Here is a 24,405-nt window from a genome sequence, read left to right on the forward strand (position 1 = left end):
GATGAACGATAAGATTTAGTTGGTGATTGGATGATGATGGTTGGTAGTGTTTGATGTTTTGAGAGGAGAAATGCAGAAATTGCGACTGCACTCCGATGACTTGCATTATTTACTTAAGATTCCTTATCGCTTTGTGGTGATTCAATTACATCACGACTAACTAATACTCTATGTTTGCGGTGAACAAACCACCACCATGAGATCAAAGCGTGATTAAAACGAAAACAAGTTGGTGAATTCCTCACAATAAATTGAAATGGTATAATGAAAACAAAACTTTTCCTCATTCCCGTAATAATTTTGCTGCTCTTTTCCTGCGGAAGAAAAGAATATCTTGAAGGTAGCGTTGTTGATGTTTTTACAGGCGCTCCAATTGCTAATATGAGAATCTATTTAGAGCACCAACACGATTGCCTGACCTGTTTCAACGGTCCGAACTCCGACAATCTTGGCCAGGCAACCACTGGTTCTGACGGAAGAGCGCTATTTGATTTCCGAAGTAAAAGAAATAATGACCGGCAGCAATATTATATTGGTCTTGATGGTGAAGACCGCAAAGTTCTTTTACTCGATTTTTCAAATCCCGGCGTAAATGAAGCCCCCCTGGTTTCTCAGCAGGATACGGCTCTTAATTATGCAGAATATTATACAAACACTCGCTTCGGAACAGTTCCTTTCCCTAAGGTCCCAAAAGAGAGGAACGCAACTGCAACCATCCGGCTTGCATCTCTTTCAAGAATTGAAATAAAAGTCAGCAATATTGGAACTACAAATTCTTCTGATGCTTTATTCGGAATAAAATTCGTGAGAGGCGTCGATACATTATATATTGCAGGTGGCGCTTCGGGTATTTCATCTGCCATTTTTCATTACCGGTTTTTCCCTTCTGACGGAAAAGTGAACGTACAATATGTTACCGAAAATGAACTAGGCAGCGTCCTCCACTCCGATACGATCTTAGTTGCACCTTTCGCTAAAACTATTTACCAGATCAATTATTGATTTCAAGAAATCGTGCGGGGAAGTATCTTTGTTGTTACCAATGCCACCTACCAACAACCAAACTACCACCAACCTTAAATGAAATCCTTCTCCATTCCGGAATTCTACCGCAGCCTGGTCATCTCGAAGATCAAGGAGGCCAGGAAAGAAAAAGATCCGAAGAAAAAAGATTTCTCTCCAACCGTGCTCGACTTCGGCCCGGTGATCGTTTACATTGCACGGCATTTTGGTTTCTGTTATGGTGTGGAGAATGCGGTGGAAATTTCTTTTCGCGCGGTGAGTGAAAATCCAGGGAAAAATATTTTCCTGCTCAGCCAGATGATTCATAATCCGGAAGTGAATAATGATCTTGTTTCTCACGGCGTACGTTTTTTGATGGATACAAATGGAAAACAAATAATTCCATTCTCAGAATTAAAAAAAGAAGACATCGTGATCATTCCTGCATTCGGAACCACCATTGAAATTGAAAAACAACTTTCTTCCATCGGGATTGAACCGCAACGTTACAATACCACCTGCCCGTTCGTGGAGCGCGTTTGGAAAAAATCGGGCGAACTTTCCAAAGAAGAATATACCGTGATCATTCACGGAAAACCGGATCACGAGGAAACGAAAGCTACTTTTTCCCATAGCGTGCAACACAGCCCTTCCATTATTGTGAAAAATATTGCTGAAGCAGAATTACTCGCAGCAATTATGCTCGGAAAAATTCCATTGGAGGATTTTGAAAAACATTTTCATGGTCGTGCAAACAAGAATTTCGATTCGGAAAAAGATCTCGTGCGCGTGGGCGTGATCAACCAGACGACCATGCTCGCCACGGAGACGCAGGAGATCGCTGACCATTTTAAAAATGTGATGGTGGAAAAATTTGGTATTGAAAATATTAAAAATCATTTTGCCGATACGCGCGATACGCTTTGTTATGCCACCAATGAAAATCAGGATGCAACGTATGGTTTGCTGGAAATAAATGCAGATTGCGCTATCGTGGTCGGTGGATACAATAGTTCCAATACGTCGCACCTTGTCGAATTATGCGAACGGAAATTCAAAACCTATTTTATCAAAGACGATTCTGAGATTCTTCCGGGAAATATTATCCATCATTTTGATCTGCATTCTAAAAAAGTTATGGAGAGCGGCAACTGGCTTCCTTCTTCTTCGCCGGCAAAAATTATTCTCTCGAGCGGAGCAAGTTGTCCCGACAGTGTGATTGAGCGCGTGCTGGAGAAACTTATTCATTTATTTCCGGAATCAAAAAAAACGGAAACGGTGCTGAGTGAATTGTGATGAACTGAAAAGGCGCTCCTGCACACGATGAAATAATATTGCCACAGGTTTACATAGATTAAGACACAGATTTTTACAACAAACTAAAAACAACAAACATTCCATTGGAACAAATTAAACTCCTCTTAAAGAATTATCTTTTCGGAAGAACAACAACAAACTGCAAACATTTAATTTACACTATGAAATATCCAATCCAAATGATACCTGCCTGATGACTGTCACCAATGTCTATTGACTCATGACCAATAATTAACTTCACCCCTTGCTCTATCCCATCCTGAAAATATTATTCCGATTAACGTTTAAAGTTTTTTTCAGAAAGACTTTCAAACATCATGCATCACGCGTTCCTGCGCATGGGCCCTTGCTCATCTGCGCGAATCATCCCGGTGCTTTTCTGGATCCGATCGTCATTGCGTCGCTTGTTAACCGGAAAGTTTTTTTTCTTGCAAAAGGTTCTGTTTTCAAAGGCGGATTTGCAAAATGGTTCCTGCCGAAATTGAATGTGATCCCCGTGTATCGCGCGCAGGATGATCCCACGCAGATGCACAAGAACCAGGAAACTTTTATCCGTTGTTTCGAACATCTCGGCAAAGGCGGGACGATCCTCATTTTTCCTGAAGGAATAAGTATCACGGAAAGAAAATTGCGTCCGTTGAAAACAGGAGCAGCAAGGATCGCAATCGGTGCAGAAGAAAAATATGGCAGCAAACTTAATGTACATATTCAATGCGTTGGACTCAACTATGAAGATCCTCACACTTTCCGCAGAGATGTTTTCGTTGGTTTTGCTGAACCAATCCGCGTAAATGATTTCATTGAAGAAAATAAAACGCAGGGTTTTGAAGCGGCAGAAAAATTAACGGAAGAGATCCGCATTCGTCTCGAAGAACAGATGATCGTGACTTCGGATCCGGAAACCGATCTGCTGGTGAAAAATATCGAGCGGCTTTACAAATATGACCTGATGAAACAACAGCATATTGATGCGAAGGATAAAACCGGCGAATTTGAACTGACGAAAAGAATTGTGAAGACAGTAAATTATTTCCGTGAAAAAGATCCCGGACGAGTAATAAATATTTCCGGTGAGATCAAACAGTATTTTTCCCGCATCGATGAACTCGGGCTTAGTGACCGGATGGTGAAATCGGATGAAAAAAGAAAAAGTATTTTTTCAAAAGCATTCGCCGATCTTCTGCTCATCATTACCGGTTTCCCTTTTTATCTCTACGGTATCCTCCACAATTATCTTCCTTTCATTGGAGCATCATGGCTGTCGAAAAATCTTATCAAGCAAGTAGAATGGCGTGGCGCGATCGGTGCTGCAGCCGGAATGGTTTTTTTTATCATCTGGTACACCACGCTCGGTTTTTTTTCCTGGTATTATTTTCACAAATGGGAAATCACTTCACATCCCGGCTGGATGTTCCTCCTTTATTTTATTTCCTGGCCGGCCACAGGCCTTTTCGCGTGGCTGTATTACCGCACCATTTATTACATCAGTAAGCGATGGCTGATGGTCTCACTTTTTTTCAGGAGAACGGCCATCATTTCAGAATTGGTATTGCAGCGGAAAAAACTAATCGGTGAATTTGAAAAAGCGATAGAGGAACGCGGACCGATCAGCGAATTATGATTTTTTTGAAATTGAAATGAAAAGATCGCCGGACACTGTCGTGCAGATCATCACTTCTTCCCCTGGTTTCAGTTTTTTTATTTCTTCCGCGGGAATTTTTATTCGCTGGTTGGAAATCTGCACAACATTTCCATCAATGAAATCAATAACGCCGCGAAAAACTTTTTTCTGCCAAAACGCAAGTGTTTTGCGATAACGGATCACCGCACCTACGAGCAGGCGCATGGGAAGCAATGTAAGAATGACGAGCGAAACATTGATAAAACTCCTTAGATTTTCATTTTCCAGTCCGAGTCCCATGTAGTGCCCGTTCACATAAAAAACAGCATACCCCGAAACAAGAAAGCAAGGAACAAAAATGTAAATCTTCGTGTTCATCTCTTTCTTTGCTTTCACGGCAAGAATATCTTTTTCTGCTTCGGTGATATTCTCCAATGTAACAACGGGTGGATTCATGTACTGTGTTTTTTACAAAAGTACGAATGCGCGGAAGATGATGATAAATCTTATTTTTGGCATGAATGAGAAAGATCACGATCGCCATCGACGGTTATTCATCGTGCGGGAAAAGTACTGTAGCGAAAGCGATCGCGTCCAGGATCGGTTACAATTATGTGGATTCGGGCGCCATGTACCGTTGTGTTACGTTGTACTGCCTTGAACATGGTATTATCAAAGATCACGCTTTTGATGAACACGAAGTGGTGCTTGCACTCGACGATATTCATCTTTCCTTTCATTTCAATCCTGCTGCAAATTCTTCCGAAACTTTCATGAATGAAAAAAATGTGGAAAAAGATATTCGTCTTCCTGAAGTTTCGAATAATGTGAGTCCCATTTCGAAAATTCATGACGTACGCGTACACATGGTTGCGCTGCAGCGTGCGATGGGAAAAAATAAAGGCGTGGTAATGGATGGACGCGACATTGGCACTAATGTTTTCCCCGGAGCAGAATTGAAAATTTTCATGACCGCCGATCCGGAAGTGAGAGTGAAAAGGCGATTCGATGAACTCAATGCAAACGGAACGAAAGTGAGCCTGGATGATGTGCGCAATAATCTTGCTTCGCGCGATCATGAAGACACTCACCGTAAAGAAAATCCATTAGTGAAAGCAGATGACGCTGTTGTACTCGACAATTCCGATCTTACTAAGGAAGAACAACTGGATTTCATTATGAAACTTGTGGAAGAACGACTCACGATCATGAGTAAAAAATAATTTGGAGAAGTAATATTCTGAAAATTTAGAAAATTTATTTTTTTATTTTTTCGTGCTTAGAGGCTGTTTAAAATTCATTTTTTGGAATTGTTATGATGCCATTTTTGTTCAGCCGAGACGCATTTTGCAGGCCATAGTGGAGCGACTACGGCCAAGAAATGCAACGAAGGATGGTTTACCATCACCGTATTCATCGCATCCCCAACTGTAAGAAACGAGTATCCAATCTCCTTCAATGGCGAGAACATCAAACATAGTACAGGAACAAGTGGATGGTTCTGTGAGTCGCGATCTTTCATTGGGTTCTGTATGAAAACGATTACCTTTTTCTGTAGGTGCTGTTACTCCATCCGCATCATTCCACCATGCATACCACGACACAAATGAATTGAGCGAATCTTTTTCGATCCAGCATATTTTCTTCGGATCAATATTATCCATTATTGCCCATCTCGACCAGCTTTCGCCTACACACTGGTAAGCAATATTATTTGACCCGCCGAAATAAAAAAAAGAAGTCAACGCGGAGTCCAGTTGTTGTACTCCTTTGCATTTGCAATAAGCGATCGTATCCGCCGGGGAGCGGAATAAATTTATTTCACGTTCGTTAGTAAGGTTGGAACTGAAATCGATAGTGATCACACCTGTACTTTTCTGTGCCGAAATAATTTGTGGTAAAAGAAAAAGAAGTAAAAAATATTTTCTCATCGTTCTAATATAAAAAGTCGCGTCAATTCTTTTAATGTAATTCCTGCACTTATTAGCCGTACCTTTGCCTCCTCTTGAGACGGACGAGTGTAAGGTCAGCCGTGTTTGTGGCTGATAACGAGATGCAACTTACCAATGTTCGGAACAGGAAAAAATAAACTGTACGAACTTTCACTATGACAAAATTTGCTGAACTGGGCCTCAGGCCCGAACTGGCTGCTGCTGTGGCCGAACTTGGTTTTATTCAACCAACTCCCATCCAGGAGCAGGCGATTCCCGCTTTGCTCGAAAATAAACGCGACCTCGTTGGACTCGCACGCACGGGCACAGGAAAAACTGCTGCTTTCGGTTTGCCGCTTTTGCATTTTATTAACGCAGATAAAAAAATTCCACAGGCATTGGTGCTTTGCCCTACAAGAGAATTGTGTATGCAGATCTCCGGCGATCTCAAAAGCTACGCGAAAAAATTGCCGGGCGTTTTTGTTCTTCCTGTTTATGGCGGAGCAAGCATCAGCATGCAGATTAAAGATCTTCGCCGCGGTGTACAAGTCATTGTAGGAACACCGGGACGATTGAATGATATGATTGAACGCGGTGCACTCAAACTCGGTGAAGTGGAAATGGTGGTGCTTGATGAAGCCGATGAAATGCTGAACATGGGTTTCCGCGATGCGATCGATACGATTCTTGCAGAAACTCCTTCAACAAAAACTACTTGGCTTTTTTCTGCAACCATGCCCGATGGTGTTGCACGCATTGCGCGCAGTTACATGAAAGATCCGATCAGTCTCAGCGTGAAAAGTTCGCAAGATACCGACGGAAAGATCGATCACTTTTATTGCATGGTTCATGCGCGCGACCGCTATCCCGCATTGCGCCGCGTGATTGATGCGCATCCCGATATTTATGGAATTGTTTTTTGCAGGACAAAAGCGGAAACGCAGGATGTGGCCGATCATCTTATCCGGGACGGATACATGGCCGATTCTCTTCACGGCGATCTTTCGCAGGCGCAGCGGGATCATGTGATGAAACGCTTCCGTCATAAAACATTGCAGCTACTTGTTGCGACTGATGTTGCAGCACGTGGAATTGATGTGGACGACATCACTCACGTTATGCATTACCAGGTGCCTGATGAGCCGGAAAGTTACACGCACAGGAGCGGGCGCACAGGACGCGCAGGCAAAAGCGGAATTTCTATTTTATTTTTAAATGCGCGCGAATCCGGGAAACTCCGCGAGATAGAACGAAGAACAAATAAGAAAATTATTTACCTCCCGGTTCCAGCCGGTGCTGATGTGGTGAAGAATCAACTCGTTTCTTTTGCAGCAAGATTGAAAACAACTGATTCGCAGAATTTAGTTTCTCCGGAATACATGAGCTTATTGAAAGAGGCAATGGGAGAAATGAGTTCGGATGAGTTGCTCGAAAAATTCATGGCGCTTTCGTTGAGTAAATTGCTTGGCGATTATGCAAAAGCTCCCGACCTGAATGTGAATGCACGCGGTACAAAAGAGCGCGATCATACTCCGCGTGAACGCCGCGAACCCGAAGGAGAAAAACATACTTTCTTTTTCAGTCTTGGAAGAATGGATAATGTAGATCCCGGCCAGCTGCTCAGAATTTGCTGCGACCAGATGAATATTAACCGCGATCATATTGGCCGCATCGATCTGAAACATAATTTCAGTTTCATACAGATGATAGGCGTTGAACCTGCAAATGTGCTGCGTGCGTTCGATGATTTTTCTTTCCAGGGAAGAAAAATTCGTGTGAACCAGGCAGAAAACGGCGGAACAGAACGGAGAGATGACAGCGGGGAGAATGGAGAAAGAAGAAGTTATGGTGAGCGGCGCAATTATGGCGAAAGGAAAAGTTACGGGGAAAAAAGATCGTATGGTGGAGAAAGAAAAAGTTACGGCGAGAAAAGATCTTATGGCGATCGTGAAAACCGCAACTTTGGTGAGAAAAAAAGTTACGGCGAGAAAAGATCGTATGGCGATCATGAAAACCGCAACTTCGGAGAGAAAAAAAGTTACGGCGAGAAAAGATCGTATGGCGATCGTGAAAACCGCGGCTTTGAAGAGAAAAAAAGTTACGGCGGGAAAACTGATTCCGGAACTTCGTCAAGAAATAAATACGGAAAGAAAAGTGAAGACGTGAATCCCGGAAAAGGATTCGGACACAAAGAGGAGAAAGAACACGGTGCTGATGAATGGAAAAAACTGATGAAGGATGAACCGGTTACCGACCGGAAGAAAAAATTTGGAAAGAAGAAGTGGTAATTAAGTTGAATGAGTTGCTTGTGTTGGTTAAGTTAGTTGTGATGGAAGAATAGCTACCGGAACTATTTTTTTCAGCATTAGAGTTTATATCGGTTAAGAGTTGTATAACAATGATTGCAAGCGCTCCATTATTAAAAACTGAGCATTTGCAAGGCATTACCGATGCTCAGTCTGATTCATTTGAATGTCAAAAAGTTTCCTGTTTCGCATTTAGTATCTTATTCGGAATAAACTCTATTTATTTACTGAGTGTGTTCACGATGTCGAATAATTGTTCGAGATCGGGAAGCCGGTCGGAGTGACAGAAAACATGAATGTGCTTTACCGAATCGAGATCGATGAATGTTTCCCGTTGCGTGTATTCGTCGGTGATGTATTCCACCCAATTTACTTTTTGACCGAGTAATTTTCCGGAAAAATTATTTTGTGTATACTGGCGCGACGGTGGTTTGCGATTCGGATATTTTCCGATGTAAATTCCGGCTTGCCCGTGAATGGAGATCGTATCTTTTGGCGTGAAGTAATAAACAAATTCACCGGGGTCTGCTGTGTCGGAAGTAAAATTGAATCCCTCGGGTAGTGTTATAACATAACCCGTGTTGCTCACCGCAGTTTTTGTACCGGAAACAGGACGCGGATCGTGCGTGGCAACAGGAACAGAATCTGTTGAAGAATTATTTTTTTCTTTTTCACTGCAACTGAAATTGCAACTGATAAAAAAGAGAATTAAAAGTGATGCAGTAATTTTCCCAGCCCCGATGAAGTGCTTTCCCGTCCCGATCCTGATCGGGACGGAATAACGCCAGCGGGACAGGAGTGATTTTAAAGATTCTCCGCCGCCGCTCCAAAAAAACATTAAAAAAATATTTTTCATTCACTTGTATTTCTGATCAGCACTTCACGATAACGGCTGAAGATGCTCGACTTTGAAATGAAACCAATGTAAGCGCCATTCTCGATCACAGGAAGATTCCACGCTCCGGTGTCGTCGAATTTTTTCATCACCATGAACATATCGTCGTCGGGTTGAATGATGGCTGCGGGCGAGCGCATGAGTTGTTGGGCATTGACGGTATCGTATAATTCATTCCTGAACATGATCTCGCGGATCTGGTCGAGAAGAATTATTCCGAGCAGCGTTCCTTCCTTATCCACCACCGGAAAAATATTCCTGTGCGAGTGTGCGATCACATTCACAAAATCGCGCAACTTCATCGCCGGATCCACTTTCTGAAAATCGGTTTCGAGAATCTTCGGCACTTTAAGCCGGCTTAGAATATTCCGGTCTTTGTTCGCTGTGAAAATATGTCCTTTGCTGGCGAGTTTTTTTGTGTCCATTGAAAACTGTTCGAAATAACGAACGACAGAAAAGCTGAGCGCAGAAACGATCATGAGCGGAATCATAAGTCCGTATCCGCCGGTTATTTCTGCAATAAGAAAGATACCGGTGAGTGGTGAGTGAAAAACTCCGCTGAGAATTCCAGCCATGGCGACAAGTGCAAAATTTGAAACAGGAATATCTGCAACCTGGAGATGATTGAGGAGTGTGGAAAAAACAAAACCAAGATAGGCGCCTACAAAAAGCGCGGGAGCAAAATTTCCGCCGTTGCCACCGCTTCCCACTGTGATAGCAGTTGCAAAAACTTTGATGAGCATGATGGCGGTGAAGAATGCCAGCACGAACCAAATGTTCCCTGAATAGGAATTGAAAAGACTATTGCGAAACAGATCAGTCGGATGCGGGCCGGAAAGAGTTTTGATGCTTGCATATCCTTCGCCGTACAGTGAAGGAAATACCCAGATCAATAATCCGAGAATGATTCCTCCGATGAGTGCATTCATGTAAGTGAAACGTTTTCGCGCGCGGAAAAATCCTTCCACCTTCGGATAGATGCGCGAATAATAAAGTGAAATGAACCCTGCGAGAATTCCCAGGAGAATGTACCAATGTGTGTTGTGCCAGTTGAACGGCTTCTGCATCGGGAATAAAAAAAGAATATCTTCTGCAAGAATTATTTTTGAAAGAAGTGCGCCGGTCGCTGCTGCAATAATGAGCGGGATAAAAGTGGAAAGGGTAACATCAGCAAGCAGCACTTCCATCGCAAATAAAACTCCGGCTATCGGCGCATTGAAAGCAGCGGCAATTCCGGCAGCGGCTCCGCAAGCAAGAAGAAGCGTGCGGTCTTTATAAGTAAGATGATATGTTTTTCCGAAATTGGAACCGATGGCAGCTCCGGTGGTGAGGATCGGCGACTCGAGCCCGGCGCTTCCACCGAAACCAACTGTGAGCGCGCTCGTGATCACGTGCGAGTACATTTGGTCTGCGGGAAGTCGTGCTCCTTTTTTTGCGATCGCATGCAGCACATTTGCATTTCCTCTTCCGAGTTTTCCTTTGAGAACTTTTTTTACAAAAAAAACAGTGAGCAGGATTCCGAGCGAAGGAAGTACGAGATAAAAAACATACTGGTGAGGAATGTGATAATCGTAAGTGGCAGCGAAGGAAATATAGTGTACCAGTAATTTCAGAATGACGGCTGCGAGTCCTGCTGTGATGCCGACGAGCATGCTTGAGAAGATGAGGAATTGTTTCTTGTCAAGTTTGTCGTGAAGCCATTCAATAAAATGCTGCGGAAGACGAAGGACTTTGGTCACCGCGTAAAATTAGGGAAAGTTATGGGTTTGAAATGTTCAAAGTTTAAAGTTCAATGAATAATAAAATAAATTCTCAGTACTCAATACTCATTAGCCATAACTCATTACTCCTAACTTTGCAACATGATCACCAACCGGCAATTATTCCTGAATCATCTTGCACAAACTTCTCCGCTCCCTCTTGGAATTGAAGTGTCGCTTGCAGAAGGATCTTTTCTTTTTGATCCCGCAGGAAAAAAATATATTGATCTCGTGGCAGGTGTTTCTGTGAGCAATGTGGGACATCGTCACCCGAAAGTGGTGAAAGCAATTCATGAACAGCTCGAACGTTATATGCATGTGATGGTTTATGGTGAATTCATTCTTTCTCCGCAAACTAAATTAGCAGAGAAGATCGCATCGCTACTTCCTCCTACTCTCAATTGCACTTATTTCACGAATTCCGGAACAGAAGCCGTAGAAGGCGCAATGAAACTTGCTAAACGTGTAACAGGAAGAACTGAAATAATTTCTTTTCACAACGCTTATCATGGAAGTACACAGGGCGCACTCAGCATCATGGGAAGTGAATTTTTCAAAACTGCTTTCCGTCCGTTGCTTCCGGGAACAAAACAAATTCCTTTCAATGATGAAAGTGTGCTGAAAGAAATTACAGAAAAGACCGCGTGCGTTATTGCAGAACCGATCCAGGGTGAAGCCGGTGCAGTTGTTCCTGCAGCAGGATATCTTGAAAAATTACGTGAACGTTGCAAGGAAAAAGGTGCGCTGCTCATCTTCGATGAAATTCAAACCGGTTTCGGGCGTACAGGAAAAATGTTCGGCTTCGAGAATAGTTCGGCGATACCGGATGTCATTATTTTCGCGAAAGGGCTCGGGGGCGGTTTGCCGATCGGCGCGTTTGTTTCTTCTATCGAAAATATGTCGACGTTCACGAATGATCCTGTTCTGGGGCATATCACTACGTTCGGTGGAAACCCGGTTTGTTGCGCCGCAGCGCTTGCGACCATCGGCGTTATACAGGAAGAAAATATTGTAGCGTCGGTTGAACGGAAAGAACAGATCATCCGGAAAACACTTTCGCATAAAAATATTATTTCACTCCGCGGAAAAGGAATGTTGTATGCTCTTTCGCTGAAAGATGAAGCGGCTGTACATTTTGTGATACGTGAAGCCATCCACCGCGGCGTGATCACTGACTGGTTTTTATTCAATATGAATTCGATCCGCATTGCACCACCGCTGAATATTGATGATGAAACGCTGGAGCACGCATTGAAAGTATTGCTTGAGATCATTGACAAAATTTAGGTTTTCCCCTGAACACATTCCATTATCTTTGACCCACATTTTTTCCCAATGAGATTTCACCGCGAAGGCACATTCACTATTATCATGACGATTATTTTCTGCATCGTTGTGAACGCAGGAATTTTTCTGATCTATCCTTCTTTCGGAATCGTGAATGCAGCCGCACTTCTGTGCACACTTGTCCTGCTTTACATCATTCTCCAGTTTTTCCGTAACCCGGTGCGTACGATAAAAAAAGATCCACGTCATATCATTGCTCCTGCAGATGGAAAAGTAGTGGTGATAGAAGAAGTGGATGAAAAAGAATATTTCAACGACAGCAGAATTCAGCTTTCCATTTTCATGTCACCTTTCAATGTTCATGTTAACCGGAATCCGATCGGCGGAAAATTCGAATATGTAAAATATCATCCCGGCCTTTATCTTGTAGCATGGCATCCGAAATCTTCCACGGAAAATGAACGCACAACTATTGTCATTAAAAATGAAGAAGGACAGGAAGTTCTTTTCCGGCAGATAGCAGGTGCAATGGCAAAACGAATTGTTTATTATGCGGTGAAAGGTGAAACTGCAGAGCAGGGAGCGCAAATGGGTTTCATTAAATTCGGATCACGCGTAGATGTACTCTTGCCGGTAAATGCAAAGATCAATGTGAAACTGAATGAGACTGTGCGCGGAGGAGAAACAGTGATCGCAACATTCTGAAATCATTTTGTTAAAATCGGTGAACGGTGTTTCATTTCAGGATTTACAGATTAACTTTACATCACCAACAAAAAAAACGACATGAAAAAAATATTCATCATTCTCGCATTGGCAGGATTAACAGGCAGCGTTTCTGCTGCTACTGTTTCTTCTTTCACACATCATCACGCGATCGTCAATAACAATGGCGACAAAAAAGACAAAAAGAAAAAAGACAAGAAAAAATCCTGCTGCAGCGGTGATGCTAATTCAGGAAAATGTTCGAGCGGAGGAGGATGCTGCCACGGAAAAACTGCTGCAGCTCCCGCAGAAGGAACAGGAACACCAAAATAATTTTTTGAATTCATAAAAGATCCCCGCTCGTGGATAAACTCCCGGCGGGGATTTTTATTTTGCAAGAATTCCGTTCATCTCTTCGAGCAATGCGATCTCATACGTTACTTCTTCACTGTGTTTTCCGCGGGAAGGATTAAAAAATACCTGGTCCCAACCTGCTTCGCGCGCACCGACAATATCCACAGCGAGGTCATCACCGATCATAATGGCCTCTTCTTTTTTTGCGCCGGTCATTTGAAGTGCGTGAAAAAATATTTTTTTATCGGGCTTTGTGTGCCCGCAACCTTCCGACGTGATCACATGGTTGAAATATTCTTCGAGCCCCGAATGATTTATTTTGTGCAATTGTGTTTCGTGAAATCCATTCGTGATGATGTGAAGTGAAAAATCATCGCGCAATGCATCAAGCAATTCTTTTGCGCCGGGAACAAGATTTCTTTTTTTCGGAGCTTCCGTAATATATTCCGTATCAAAAATTGCAGAAAGATTCCTGTCATGAATTCCGAAGTGTGCGAAGGTTTGTTTAAAACGAAGTGCGCGCAACGTCGATTTGTCAATGATCTTTCTCCGGTAACGATCCCACAACAAATCATTGTACCGGTTGTAATGAAAAATAAATTCATTCGCCGATTGTATTCCTTTCTGATCAAGCTCATACCTGAAAAATAATTCTGCCAGGGTTTCGCGTGCATTTTTTTCCATATCCCACAGCGTGCGGTCGAGATCGAAAAAAATGTGACGGTACTTCATGGATCAGGAATGATGGGGAATGTATTGGGAGAAATGGAGAATCTGTGCAAGTCCGTTCAATATCAGCGACCAGAGAAGGAGTGATGAAAGAAGATAAAGCAGTACCGGTTTTCTCTTCCTGAAAAAATGCGCCGCAACGATGGTACCGATAGGAATTGAGATGACACATGGAGTGACGAAAGCAATTCCCATAAGACCGAATTTCATTTTTATTCCTACTACGAATCGCCTGCCGCGTGTGAATATCCGGGTTGGTTTTCTTTCGATCACTGCTGCGGGCTTGCGAAGAAAAACAGATTTGATCACCGCTTTGGTGTGCTTCCACCATGTTGCGATGTTGGCGCCTGCAAAATAAAAAACAAAAATTCCGATGATGCCGCCAAGAGTTGTAATGACAAAGGATTGTCCGAAATTGAAATTATAACGTTCTGCTTCGAAAGGAGCGAACAGGAATTTCACACTCGCTATAAATGCGACCTCCAGTATTTTCAGCCAATGTGTGACCTGGTCGCTGTGCATGTTCCGCTCAGATTTTTGTTCCGTATGCAAGATCGCCCGCATCACCAAGACCGGGAACGATATAAGATTGCGCAGTAAGTTCTTCGTCGATAGCGCAGGTCCAGATGGAAGTACTTTCCGGCATGTGTTTTTTCAGGTAATCGATACCATACATACTTGAGATTACGGAAGCGACATGAACATGTTTCGGTTTTCCCCGGCGAAGAAGTGCCTGGTAAGTGAGCACCATGGAAGTTCCGGTTGCAAGCATGGGATCGCAGATAATAAGTTCTTTTCCGTCGAGCGAAGGACAAGCCATATAATCGACATGCACTTCGAATGTTCCGTCTTTGTGATGCTGGCGATATGCAGAGATGAAAGCATTTTCAGCTTTATCAAAAATTTCAAGCATTCCCTGCTGAACAGGAAGTCCTGCACGAAGAATTCCTGCAATCACAGGTTGCTCTTTCAAAACAGATGCGCGCGCAATGCCGAGCGGCGTGGTCACTTCTTTATTGGAATATTCAAGCCCTTTGCTAATCTCGTAACCGAGTATCATTCCCATTCGCTCGAGATTTTTCCGGAAGCGCATAGGATCTTTTTGAATTTTTATGTCGCGTAATTCCGACATGTACAAATTCACAATGGAAGAATGTTTGCTGAGATCGTTGACCATAAATTTTTATTTATCCGGCGGTGTTCAATCAACTTTTCAGGAAACGAACCGGCCATGGAAGCCGATTGCACCGGGCTTGTAAATATACGCATTCTTTAGCGCCGAATCCCCTATAGAAACGTGCGAGATTCGCATCATTGCTTCCTTCAAAATCAAGCACAAGATTCTTCTGTGAATTTTCATGGATAAATTGATCGATGAGCATAAACATGGCGCCGGTTTCTTTTCCCAGTTCATTTAAACCAGAAAAAAGAAAGATCACTTTTCCATTCGAATCAAGGAGAAAAGCGCCCGCGATCAATTCACCATTCTCATGCCCGACACCACACGTATGCAGGCGCCCGCGCGAATCGGCCGATTGGAGAAGTCTCCGGAGTGTATCATAATTATTTTCCTGGAGATTTTTCACTTCACTTCCCCTGCCCGTTCTGAAAAGGGTAATGATCTCTTCGCGCGATGGTTTTGCAACACTTTTTATCGGCGACTGTTTTGCTTTACGGATATTCCGTTTTGCATTATCGCTGTAATTTTTTGAAATGTTCTCGTATGAATCGATCAGGTCAAGTTCGTGTGTGAGATTCGGGCGGAATTCAAAATCTTCACCTGTCACTTTATTGAACGTATTCAAATTGATTTCCCAATAGCGGAATTTTGCCGGAACTGCTTTTAAAAAACGCAGCGTGTCTTCGGCCGTAAGTTTATTAATTGAAAAAACACCGAGTTGCTGAACGAAGAAAGGAGGAAAAAGATATTCGATCCCGATCTTCTTTCCCTTCGTGAGTGGCATTACCGCGCGGTAATCATCCTCTATGAGTGCTTCCCATTGCGGCGCCACCACATCGAGATACCAGGAATAGGCATAAATAATTCCGTTGAAAGATCGTCGAACGCAATCGTCCCATCTTTCCCTGTCAATTTCCGGTTGCTGCAAATATTTTATCACGCTCGTTCGGGTTGGACGGTTACTGCTGCTTTCTCAATGAGTTTTTCATAAACTTCTCTCCATCCTTTCCATTGTTTCTCATCACTCAGCGTTTCATTGTGCCAGAGCGAAACAAATTCTCCGTTCACTTTCTTCACTTCATCCACCAGTTCATTTATTTTCTGCGTTGCTTCATCAGGGGTAAGATGCATATAAAGGTTGAGTGTTGCATCCATCAATGCAAACGGGTGAATGCGAAGAGAAGTTTCGGATTCGAGATCAAGATCATAAAAATTAAACGTCGAAGAAATTCCGGCGCGAAAACCGATCTCATTTGCAAATCCCATCGTATAATCGTCGGTGATATCAGCGTCAATGAGATTACGATAAGTGTCCGGGAATTTGAGCATCAGGAAATGCTGGCGGCTGCGTGATATATCGGCGTGAAGAATATTTTTAAGCCGGCCCGATTCTGTTTTCAAACGCGATGGTATTCTTGCAGAAGCAAAAGAAGGATGAACGCCCACATCGGAATAATCTGCAATATGACGGATGAGTTCACGAAATTTCCTGTTCTGCACCGAAAGATTTTTATCATTCACTCCATAATCGCCGACGAGAAAAAAATAAACCGGGCGAAGAGAATATTTTTTCTGAAGCGCAAGCTGGTACGCGTACGTGTCATACGGGTCGCGCTGCAGGCGCAGGAGCACTTTCGTGCGCGAGCGCATATCGGAAAAATCAAAATGAAAAAATGATTTTACATAACCGCCCAGCGTGCGCATGAATCCCTTTTGCCGATACGCATAGGCATTGTCAATGTCAAGCGTCGGAGTGAAACGGTATTCCCTGTTTCCGAAATTCAGTTCCGGATATTTTTCACTTAGCAGGTGCTTTACCATTATCGCCCATTGATTCACCACCGGTTTCATAAGAAAACCGTGCTGCCACGCGAGTGAATTCTTTGCATCGAAACGATCGATGTTGTCACGGATGTGCGGAAGATATTCCTCGTAACGGCTCACCATGTAAAATGCCGCAGCAAAAGGATCGAAAGGAAGTGCGGAAGATTTTCCTGTTGCAAAAAAAACTTTTTGCCCATTCCATTCGAAAACAGAAATATTCTGATCCGCAATACCGCTTTCGAAAAGGAGATTCCTCGAATAGAAAAAAAGTGCGTCTCCCACCGGCTGCGTACTGTAACAGAGCTTAGGACCCGGTTCAGAAGAAAATTTCCGGGCATCATTGGTAACTGAAATATCGAGCCCCATGAGTTCACGAAAAAAAAGACGGAACATGTATTTGTTCCTGCCCGTGATCTTCGGCGTGAAAATGGACAGGAGTTTTGTCATGAAAGGTCGCTGATAATTTTTTCACCTATAAATTCCGCCGCATGCCCGTCGCCGAACAGCTGTGGATAATTTATTTTCCTGCCCAATAATTCTTCAATTGCTTTTTCAATTTTTTTCTCATTTGTACCAGTAAGTATCGCAGCGCCGCACTCCACCAGTTCCACCCATTCTGTTTCTTCACGAAGGATCACGCAGGGTTTGTGAAAATAAAAAGCTTCCTTCTGCACGCCACCGGAATCGGTAAGAACAAGCGCCGCATTTTTTTCAAGCCAGATCATTTCCAGAAAGGAAACCGGCGGAAGCAGGATCAGATTTTCATCCGCAGAAATTTCGAGCATCAGATCTTCCTGGTCGCTGAGCATCTTTTTCGTTCTTGGGTGAAGAGGAACTACAACTTTCCTGTGCTGTTTTTTTCCGGCATTCATCAGAGCAGAAAAAAGTGATCTCAATTGCGAAGGATCATCCGTATTGGACTGGCGATGGATGGTGGCAAGGAAAAACTTTCCGGGTTGCAGATCATGCTCAGTCATAAACTTATTTTTCTTTTCAGCCAGATCAGAAAAATACAAACTGTTGTCGTACATGATATCGCCGCAATGATAAACATGTGGATGATCGGTGGTGGCGTTCGATACTTGTGAATGAATAATTCCTTCTTTAAACAGATTTTCAATCCCTGTTTTTGTTGGAGAAAAAAGCAGAGTGGACAAACGATCGGTGATAATGCGGTTTATTTCTTCCGGCATGGTTTTCTCGAATGAACGCAATCCGGCTTCAACGTGAATGAGCGGAAGATTCATTTTTTCTGCCGTCACTGCGCCGGCCAGCGTTGAATTTGTATCGCCATACACGAGCAGCGCACCCGGTTTTTCCCTGAGAATTATTTTTTCAATTCCTTCCATCATCAGCGCAACTTGCGACACCGGGGAAACAGATCCTACATTCAACTGGTGATCGGGTTCGGGAATTCCAAGCTCAGCAAAAAAAACACGCGACATATTCTCATCATAGTGCTGGCCCGTATGCAAAATAGTTTCGCGGATCTTTCCTGCGAAAGATTTTTTTATGGCACGGCTGAGCGCCGCAGCTTTTATGATCTGCGGCCTTGCACCAATGACAGTGAGAAGATGAAACATAATGCGGAGTTCAGAGAAGTCCTTCGTCTGCAAAGCTAAAATATGTATTGGCACCCACGATAATATGATCGATCAGCGAGATGTCGAGCAATAACGCTCCTTCCTTCAGTTTTCGTGTGAGGCGAATATCATTTTCACTGGGCTTTACTTCTCCCGATGGATGATTATGGCAAATGACAATGGAATTTGCGCCAAGTGCAACCGCCGAACGGAAAACCATTCTCGGATCAACCACAGTTGCATTCATTCCGCCTTTGCTTACCTGTTCTTTCCGGAGCACTTTATTTGATCGCGTCAATAGCAATACCCAGAATTCTTCGTGAACAAGATCTTCCATATCGCGGCGGAAAAACTGGTAAGCATCGCCGCTCCTGGTTACCTGCAACACTTCATTCGACTGGCAATTACTTCTGCGCCGGCCGAGTTCGAGTGCGGCAATCACATTCACGGCCTTCGCCTCTCCTACTCCATTGTACTGTTGCAACTCGGCAAAAGCCATTGTCCCTATCCTGTTCAGATCATTTCCTGAATCGGCAAGGATGCGTTTCGCGAGATCTACTGCCGTTTCTTTCCGGTTTCCTGATCCGAGAATAATAGCAAGTAATTCAGCATCGCTCAATGAATGTTTTCCTTTGAGCATCATTTTTTCACGCGGGCGATCGTCTTCGGCCCAGCTGGTGATCGGTAATTTTTCTGTTTCGTACATATGCGTAAATAAATTGGTGAACTATAAATTAAATTCTGATCCTAAAAAGTTTTAAAGCACTGCGCTGACCACCAAAAAAAAACATCGCTTTTTTATGGCGATGCTTTTTCAGTAAGGTAATTCGGTGGACTTATTTTCCGAGTGAAGCTACATGTCTCGTTAATTTTGATTTGATGTTGGCTGCCTTGTTCTTGTGAATGATGTTCTTCTTCGCAAGTTTATCAAGCATGGAAACGATGCCTGAAAGTTTTTTCTCCGCCGCCTTTTTATCTTTTTCTTCGCGGATATTTTTCAATGCAGTGCGTGTCGATTTTGCCTGGTATCGATTTACGAGGCGCTTTGCATTATTCGAGCGGATACGTTTTACTGATGATTTGTGATTTGCCATCTCTCTATTGTTTATTTTTAAGGACGCAAATATATGCCTTTTTCACTTTCTACCAACAGTGGAAACATGCCAAAACCATTATTCATAGCTGATTTCCTCTCTAAAACTCCCGAAATTCCGGTGGTTGACGTGCGTTCTCCTGCGGAATTTGGGTCGGGGCATATTCCGGGCGCTTTCAATATTCCACTTTTCTCGAATGAAGAAAGAGCCGAGATCGGAACTATCTACAAGAAAAAAGGTCGGAAAAATGCGGTACTTCGCGGACTGGAAATTGTGGGGCCAAAAATGTCCCGGCTTGTTCAGGAAGCTTTAAAAATTGCGAAAGAAGAAAAATTATTGGTTCATTGCTGGCGTGGTGGAATGCGCAGCGCTTCGATGGCGTGGCTGTTTGAGTCGGCGGGAATACAATGCGAAACACTCATTGGCGGATATAAATCTTTCCGCCGGCACGTGCTGGAAAGTTTTAATGTACCACTGAAACTACTCGTCATTGGCGGAGAAACAGGTTCTGGTAAAACGGAAATTCTTCATCAACTTAAAAATGCAGGCGAACAGATACTTGATCTCGAAGCAATGGCTCATCACCGCGGATCTTCATACGGCGCAATTGGCCAGTTGCCGCAGCCAACCAGTGAACAATTTGAAAATGATCTTTTCATTGTCCTTCAAAAACTTGATTTAAATAAAAATATCTGGATGGAAGATGAATCGCGGAACATAGGGCGCGTTTCTATTCCCAAAGCAATATGGGATCAGAAAATAACTGCACCTTGTTACCGGTTGAAAATTCCATTCGAGATACGCGTTCAGCGATTGGTGAAAGATTACGGGAACTATCCGAAAGAAATTTTGCATGAAGCCACCGCACGCATACGCAAACGCCTGGGCGGGCTCGCAACGCAGCAGGCGCTCGACGCGCTGGAGAATGGCGATCTTGCAGAAACGGTTCGGATTACATTGCGTTATTACGACAAGGCGTATGATTTTCCGCAGAGTGAAAGGAAATATGAAGGAGTGCGATTTGTAGAGTGTGAAAATGGTGACACGAAAAAAAATGCTGAGCTGGTGCTGGAATGTTCAAGATCGGAATTGATTGTATGAAAATATTCAAAATCTATAACAGCATTTATTTCTTCGGGATGAAATTGTCCGCTGTCATCATTATTTTTCCTATGCTCCTTTTTCCGGGAACGTTTTACGCCCAGGAACCCGAACTCATTTTACCGATCGGACATACTCAGGATATTTATTCAACGCAGCAGATTGATTCCGGAAAATACATCATCACCATTGCTTACGACAATACGGTAAAGCTCTGGGATGCAGCATCAGGTCACTTGTTGCATACTTTTCAAGGACTTGTTCAGTCACCGGAACATGTCCAAAACACCGGAAATACGACCCAGGTAACCACAGATGGTAAATTTCTTTTCGCCCTGACAGCAGACGGATATGTCAAAAAGTGGGAACTGCCTTCGGCAAAACCTGTCTTCTCAATACGCGCTTCTGGAATATTAGTTGAATATAGTAGCGACGGAAAATATTTCCTGGTGACGAAATGCGGCAATAATAATGAAACAGATGCTGAAGTAAGGGATGCTTCTGATGGAAAACTGATTTACACATTCAGAAAAAAGAAGCAAGAGTGGTTTGCCGATAGGGATTTTCAGTTTTCTCCTGCGGGAAATTATATTCTCATCAGTAGGGATAGTTCTCTTTTTCTTCACCAGTCTTCCAATGGAAAATTAGTAATGCAGTTGGAGCAGATACCAGACTTCGCTTCCTTTTCATTCAGTCCCGACGGAAAATATCTTGCGATTTTTCCGCAGAATTCAAACCTTCTTCGGCTCTGGAAGATGAGCGACGGCACCGTTGGCAAAATGGCCGTTTCTGGTAAAATCGAATTCAGCCCCGACAGTAAATACATTCTTTCCACCGACAGAAAAAAACTTTATCTCATCAATGTTTCAAGCGGAGAATCTGTTACACTATCCAATGGAGAGATTAGCCAAAGTATGCTCGGCCATTTCAGTGATGACGGAAAATATATTTTCCTCACAAGAAATGAGTACTTCGATTTTGGGAATAGATCCGATTCGATAACCACGGTATGGGAAACAGAAAATCACCGGTTATTATTTTCATTGAATGGAGGCGGATACACTATAAACTCAGTTGTTTTCAGCCCGGATAATAAATATATCGCAAGTGTTTCAGAAAAAACTCGGATTTGGGAAACTTCATCCGGAAATCCGGTACGATCCTTTGAAGGCAGGCAACTACTATTCAGCGCCGACAGTAAAAGCATTTCCATTATTGAAAAAAACGGCATCAGTATTTTCAACATCGGATCCGGAGAACTGTTTTCCCGCTTACAGGGGCATAGTAAAAGCATTACAAAGGCAGTTTTCAGCAATGATAGCAGCTGGCTCATTACACTTTCAAATGAAAACATTGCGAAACTCTGGAATCTCAGTAAAGGCAGAATCGAAAAAACTTTTGAAGAGAAATCGATCATAAAAGATGTTGCTTTTTCAGCTGGTGGTGAAAATATTCTCCTTCTTTCAAAGGAGGGAATTGCCCGTGTAATGAGCATCAGTACTGGGGAAGAGATTTTTACATTGGCAAAAAAAGGAATCAATTCCGCAGGATTCAGTCCTGATGGGCAAAGAATAATTACTACTTCAGACTCTTCCCTTTGCACTTGGAATGCCGAAACAGGAAAATTACTGTTGACGATCAAAGAGCGCTACCCCGTAAGCGAAGCCTCGATGAGTTCGGATGGAAATTTTGCTTATTATATTTTCGGAGGATCTGCTTTAGCTGTTATCAATTTTACGAATGGTGCAATATGGCGCGATTACTTCAATGAAGAAGAGATATCGGAGGCGGAATTCAGCGCCGATAGCAGGAGTATTTATGTACTGGGAGAAAATGGGACTTCGAAGTTGTATAATAACACAACTGGTGAAATCACCCGTCAGTTAAGCGAAAGATCTGAATCGGAACATGCCATTTCCTATATGGGCGGATACTATTATGAAAACTTATGGCAACCGGGTTTTCGTCATTTCAGCCCGGATGGAAAATATCTTGCGACAAGAACTTATTTTGATTATTTCCTCGTGGTGAGGAAAACAGATAATCTGTCTATTACCGACACCGTTCATCTGAACGAAGGCCTTATCAATGATGCCGCGTTCATTTCGGAAACGGATGAACTGATAACCGGTTCGGGCGATGACACGATCAGGATCTGGAATAAAGGAAAAAAAGGATTCAAAGTAACCGGAAAATTTTCCGGAAATGGTTTTATAATTTCTCCGGGAGGGAAATGGTTGTTGATCATCAATAATTCGCAATTGGTTTTTTATGATTTAAATTCAAGACAGTTACAATTCAATATTCTTCCTGTTGATGAGAGCGGTTATTTTACCCAGCTTCGCGGCCAACCTTATTATTCCGCTTCAAAAAATGCTGCAGAAGAACTGAGCTTTCGACTGGGTGAACATTTTTTTTCCTTCGAACAGTTTGACCTTCGTTTGAATCGGCCCGATATTATACTGGAAGGAATTGATAAAAGAGATACCTCCCTGATCAGCGCATATCATAGGGCGTATTTAAAGCGGCTGCGAAAACTCGGCATTGATACAACTTCTTTCTCCGCCCGGTTGAGTATTCCGGAAAGCACTGTTACTTCCGATGCGGATTATGATCAACGACGGGAAAAAGTAAAAATCAGAATCCGGGCTTCAGACATCAATTATAACATTGACCGGTTCAATGTATGGGTGAATGACTGTCCGCTATGGGGTCAGAAAGGAATAAATCTCAGAAATCGCAACCGGAACAACCTGGATACGACTATAGAAATTACACTGAGCGATGGCAGCAACAGAATTGAGGCATCAATAATGAATATCAATGGTGTGGAAAGTTACAGAAGTCCTCTGTACCTGAATTATTTTCCGCTAAAGGCATCTCCTTCGAATACTTTTTTTATCGGCATTGGAATTGATCAGTTTGTCGATTCGGAATATAATCTCACTTGGTCTTCAAAGGACATTCGTGATATGTGCGGCGGATTGAAAAAAAAATATGGCAATAATTTAATCTCAGATACACTTTTCAATAAGCAGGTAACCCTAGAAAATGTTTGTGCCCTGAAAAAAATATTATTGAACACAACCGTCAACGACCGTGTGATCATCGCTTACTCGGGACATGGTTTACTCAACAGCAATTTTGATTATTTCCTTTCAACTTACAATGTAAATTTCAATAAACCGGAAGATGGCGGATTACCATACGAGGAACTGGAGAATTTACTGGACAGCATTCCTGCACGAATGAAACTGCTTATGATCGATGCCTGTCATAGCGGCGAAGTGGATAAAGAAGAAGTTGAGCGTATTGATTTAATTGCCCGGGATTCCACGCTTCGCCTGTTTGTATCAAAAGGTGTTCATGTTACAAATAATGAATCCTCCTCCGATTTTTACAGGGAAAATACTTTTGACCTTATGAACGATCTTTTCGTTAATGTTAGCCGGGGCACAGGCGCAACTGTAATTGCGGCATCTTCAGGAACTCAATTTGCACTTGAAAACAATGATATTGAAAACGGTGTATTTACATTTTGCTTCCTTCAGCTTTTGGATTCCCGGGGATCCTGTTCTGTCAGCAATTTGAAAAACAACATCAGCAATGAGGTTGAGCGCCGTACCAAAGGCATGCAAAAACCTACATCAAGAAGTGAAACAATTGATTTTGACTGGAAAGTCTGGTGAAATTTTGGATGTAATACTCGGTTGACA

22 protein-coding genes are annotated in these 24,405 nt (G+C 42.9%); 10 read left to right on the plus strand and 12 right to left on the minus strand.

The window, feature by feature from the left end; translation table 11 throughout:
* Positions 1-264 precede the first annotated feature (264 nt).
* The 3 genes from HY064_15140 (at position 265) to HY064_15150 (ending at position 3,940) form a co-directional block, all read left to right on the plus strand.
* Positions 265-1,002 carry a hypothetical protein gene (locus HY064_15140; protein ID MBI3511992.1) on the plus strand — a complete coding sequence of 246 codons (738 nt, stop codon included), beginning with the start codon at positions 265-267 and terminating at the stop codon, positions 1,000-1,002.
* Positions 1,003-1,080: 78 nt separating this feature from the next.
* Positions 1,081-2,298, plus strand: coding sequence for a 4-hydroxy-3-methylbut-2-enyl diphosphate reductase (locus tag HY064_15145; GenBank protein MBI3511993.1), 1,218 nt, complete (start codon positions 1,081-1,083; stop codon positions 2,296-2,298).
* 265 nt (positions 2,299-2,563) lie between these two features.
* Positions 2,564-3,940 carry a 1-acyl-sn-glycerol-3-phosphate acyltransferase gene (locus HY064_15150; protein MBI3511994.1) on the plus strand — a complete coding sequence of 459 codons (1,377 nt, stop codon included), beginning with the start codon at positions 2,564-2,566 and terminating at the stop codon, positions 3,938-3,940.
* Here HY064_15150 and HY064_15155 read toward each other — a convergent pair.
* Positions 3,935-4,396: a hypothetical protein gene (locus HY064_15155; GenBank protein MBI3511995.1), complete on the minus strand. Its 462-nt coding sequence runs from the start codon at positions 4,394-4,396 to the stop codon at positions 3,935-3,937. The two genes, HY064_15150 and HY064_15155, sit on opposite strands and share 6 nt — an antisense overlap.
* A gap of 65 nt (positions 4,397-4,461) precedes the next feature.
* On the opposite strand from HY064_15155, the gene HY064_15160 reads away from it, so the two are divergent.
* A complete protein-coding gene (locus HY064_15160) occupies positions 4,462-5,163 on the plus strand; it encodes a (d)CMP kinase (protein MBI3511996.1) in 702 nt (233 codons plus the stop codon).
* A 108-nt stretch (positions 5,164-5,271) separates the two neighbouring features.
* On the opposite strand, the gene HY064_15165 is transcribed toward HY064_15160, so the two are convergent.
* Positions 5,272-5,871 (minus strand): hypothetical protein, encoded by a 600-nt coding sequence (locus HY064_15165; protein MBI3511997.1) that lies wholly within the window; start codon positions 5,869-5,871, stop codon positions 5,272-5,274.
* Between the two features lie 176 nt (positions 5,872-6,047).
* On the opposite strand from HY064_15165, the gene HY064_15170 reads away from it, so the two are divergent.
* Positions 6,048-8,159: a DEAD/DEAH box helicase gene (locus tag HY064_15170; GenBank protein MBI3511998.1), complete on the plus strand. Its 2,112-nt coding sequence runs from the start codon at positions 6,048-6,050 to the stop codon at positions 8,157-8,159.
* Positions 8,160-8,397: 238 nt separating this feature from the next.
* Here the strand turns inward: HY064_15170 and HY064_15175 are convergent, their stop codons facing one another.
* Positions 8,398-9,033, minus strand: coding sequence for a hypothetical protein (locus HY064_15175; protein ID MBI3511999.1), 636 nt, complete (start codon positions 9,031-9,033; stop codon positions 8,398-8,400).
* Positions 9,030-10,724 (minus strand): chloride channel protein, encoded by a 1,695-nt coding sequence (locus HY064_15180; protein MBI3512000.1) that lies wholly within the window; start codon positions 10,722-10,724, stop codon positions 9,030-9,032. The genes HY064_15175 and HY064_15180 overlap by 4 nt, the downstream gene beginning before the upstream one ends.
* Before the next feature lie 210 nt (positions 10,725-10,934).
* Between HY064_15180 and HY064_15185 the strand changes: the two genes are divergently transcribed.
* The 3 genes from HY064_15185 to HY064_15195 all read left to right on the plus strand — a co-directional run bounded on the left by HY064_15185 (position 10,935) and on the right by HY064_15195 (position 13,157).
* On the plus strand, positions 10,935-12,119 hold the full coding sequence (locus tag HY064_15185) for an aspartate aminotransferase family protein (protein MBI3512001.1): 1,185 nt from the start codon (positions 10,935-10,937) through the stop codon (positions 12,117-12,119).
* A 48-nt stretch (positions 12,120-12,167) separates the two neighbouring features.
* On the plus strand, positions 12,168-12,824 hold the full coding sequence (locus HY064_15190; GenBank protein MBI3512002.1) for a phosphatidylserine decarboxylase family protein: 657 nt from the start codon (positions 12,168-12,170) through the stop codon (positions 12,822-12,824).
* A gap of 81 nt (positions 12,825-12,905) precedes the next feature.
* Complete coding sequence (locus HY064_15195) at positions 12,906-13,157, plus strand: hypothetical protein (GenBank protein ID MBI3512003.1); 252 nt, start codon at positions 12,906-12,908, stop codon at positions 13,155-13,157.
* A 54-nt stretch (positions 13,158-13,211) separates the two neighbouring features.
* On the opposite strand, the gene HY064_15200 is transcribed toward HY064_15195, so the two are convergent.
* From HY064_15200 to HY064_15235, 8 genes are all read right to left on the minus strand, one after another.
* Positions 13,212-13,910: a noncanonical pyrimidine nucleotidase, YjjG family gene (locus HY064_15200; protein MBI3512004.1), complete on the minus strand. Its 699-nt coding sequence runs from the start codon at positions 13,908-13,910 to the stop codon at positions 13,212-13,214.
* 3 nt (positions 13,911-13,913) lie between these two features.
* Entirely contained in the window at positions 13,914-14,429 is a 516-nt protein-coding gene (locus tag HY064_15205) for a hypothetical protein (GenBank protein MBI3512005.1), read from the minus strand.
* A gap of 7 nt (positions 14,430-14,436) precedes the next feature.
* Entirely contained in the window at positions 14,437-15,084 is a 648-nt protein-coding gene (upp, locus tag HY064_15210) for a uracil phosphoribosyltransferase (GenBank protein ID MBI3512006.1), read from the minus strand.
* A 28-nt stretch (positions 15,085-15,112) separates the two neighbouring features.
* Positions 15,113-16,027: a GNAT family N-acetyltransferase gene (locus tag HY064_15215; protein ID MBI3512007.1), complete on the minus strand. Its 915-nt coding sequence runs from the start codon at positions 16,025-16,027 to the stop codon at positions 15,113-15,115.
* Positions 16,024-17,358, minus strand: a complete 1,335-nt coding sequence (locus HY064_15220; protein MBI3512008.1) for a polysaccharide deacetylase family protein — start codon at positions 17,356-17,358, stop codon at positions 16,024-16,026. Before HY064_15220 ends, HY064_15215 begins: the two co-directional genes overlap by 4 nt.
* On the minus strand, positions 17,355-18,494 hold the full coding sequence (gene wecB, locus HY064_15225) for a UDP-N-acetylglucosamine 2-epimerase (non-hydrolyzing) (GenBank protein MBI3512009.1): 1,140 nt from the start codon (positions 18,492-18,494) through the stop codon (positions 17,355-17,357). The genes HY064_15220 and wecB overlap by 4 nt, the downstream gene beginning before the upstream one ends.
* A gap of 10 nt (positions 18,495-18,504) precedes the next feature.
* The gene (gene radC, locus HY064_15230; protein MBI3512010.1) at positions 18,505-19,200 is read right to left on the minus strand and encodes a DNA repair protein RadC; all 696 of its coding nucleotides are present in this window, start codon (positions 19,198-19,200) and stop codon (positions 18,505-18,507) included.
* A 130-nt stretch (positions 19,201-19,330) separates the two neighbouring features.
* Complete coding sequence (locus HY064_15235) at positions 19,331-19,588, minus strand: 30S ribosomal protein S20 (GenBank protein MBI3512011.1); 258 nt, start codon at positions 19,586-19,588, stop codon at positions 19,331-19,333.
* 66 nt (positions 19,589-19,654) lie between these two features.
* Between HY064_15235 and mnmH the strand changes: the two genes are divergently transcribed.
* The gene (mnmH, locus tag HY064_15240) at positions 19,655-20,689 is read left to right on the plus strand and encodes a tRNA 2-selenouridine(34) synthase MnmH (GenBank protein MBI3512012.1); all 1,035 of its coding nucleotides are present in this window, start codon (positions 19,655-19,657) and stop codon (positions 20,687-20,689) included.
* Positions 20,686-24,378 carry a caspase family protein gene (locus tag HY064_15245; GenBank protein ID MBI3512013.1) on the plus strand — a complete coding sequence of 1,231 codons (3,693 nt, stop codon included), beginning with the start codon at positions 20,686-20,688 and terminating at the stop codon, positions 24,376-24,378. The genes mnmH and HY064_15245 overlap by 4 nt, the downstream gene beginning before the upstream one ends.
* The last annotated feature ends 27 nt before the right edge of the window (positions 24,379-24,405 follow it).

This window comes from Bacteroidota bacterium (assembly GCA_016194975.1).
Taxonomy (GTDB): domain Bacteria; phylum Bacteroidota; class Bacteroidia; order Palsa-965; family Palsa-965.

Coding starts and splice junctions, on each gene's coding strand:
- HY064_15140 (MBI3511992.1), top strand. CDS start 265: ATGAAAACAAAACTTTTCCTCATTCCCGTAATAATTTTGCTGCTCTTT.
- HY064_15145 (MBI3511993.1), top strand. CDS start 1,081: ATGAAATCCTTCTCCATTCCGGAATTCTACCGCAGCCTGGTCATCTCG.
- HY064_15155 (MBI3511995.1), bottom strand. CDS start 4,396: ATGAATCCACCCGTTGTTACATTGGAGAATATCACCGAAGCAGAAAAA.
- HY064_15160 (MBI3511996.1), top strand. CDS start 4,462: ATGAGAAAGATCACGATCGCCATCGACGGTTATTCATCGTGCGGGAAA.
- HY064_15165 (MBI3511997.1), bottom strand. CDS start 5,871: ATGAGAAAATATTTTTTACTTCTTTTTCTTTTACCACAAATTATTTCG.
- HY064_15170 (MBI3511998.1), top strand. CDS start 6,048: ATGACAAAATTTGCTGAACTGGGCCTCAGGCCCGAACTGGCTGCTGCT.
- HY064_15175 (MBI3511999.1), bottom strand. CDS start 9,033: ATGAAAAATATTTTTTTAATGTTTTTTTGGAGCGGCGGCGGAGAATCT.
- HY064_15180 (MBI3512000.1), bottom strand. CDS start 10,724: ATGCTCGTCGGCATCACAGCAGGACTCGCAGCCGTCATTCTGAAATTA.
- HY064_15185 (MBI3512001.1), top strand. CDS start 10,935: ATGATCACCAACCGGCAATTATTCCTGAATCATCTTGCACAAACTTCT.
- HY064_15190 (MBI3512002.1), top strand. CDS start 12,168: ATGAGATTTCACCGCGAAGGCACATTCACTATTATCATGACGATTATT.
- HY064_15195 (MBI3512003.1), top strand. CDS start 12,906: ATGAAAAAAATATTCATCATTCTCGCATTGGCAGGATTAACAGGCAGC.
- HY064_15200 (MBI3512004.1), bottom strand. CDS start 13,910: ATGAAGTACCGTCACATTTTTTTCGATCTCGACCGCACGCTGTGGGAT.
- HY064_15205 (MBI3512005.1), bottom strand. CDS start 14,429: ATGCACAGCGACCAGGTCACACATTGGCTGAAAATACTGGAGGTCGCA.
- upp (MBI3512006.1), bottom strand. CDS start 15,084: ATGGTCAACGATCTCAGCAAACATTCTTCCATTGTGAATTTGTACATG.
- HY064_15220 (MBI3512008.1), bottom strand. CDS start 17,358: ATGACAAAACTCCTGTCCATTTTCACGCCGAAGATCACGGGCAGGAAC.
- wecB (MBI3512009.1), bottom strand. CDS start 18,494: ATGTTTCATCTTCTCACTGTCATTGGTGCAAGGCCGCAGATCATAAAA.
- radC (MBI3512010.1), bottom strand. CDS start 19,200: ATGTACGAAACAGAAAAATTACCGATCACCAGCTGGGCCGAAGACGAT.
- HY064_15235 (MBI3512011.1), bottom strand. CDS start 19,588: ATGGCAAATCACAAATCATCAGTAAAACGTATCCGCTCGAATAATGCA.
- mnmH (MBI3512012.1), top strand. CDS start 19,655: ATGCCAAAACCATTATTCATAGCTGATTTCCTCTCTAAAACTCCCGAA.
- HY064_15245 (MBI3512013.1), top strand. CDS start 20,686: ATGAAAATATTCAAAATCTATAACAGCATTTATTTCTTCGGGATGAAA.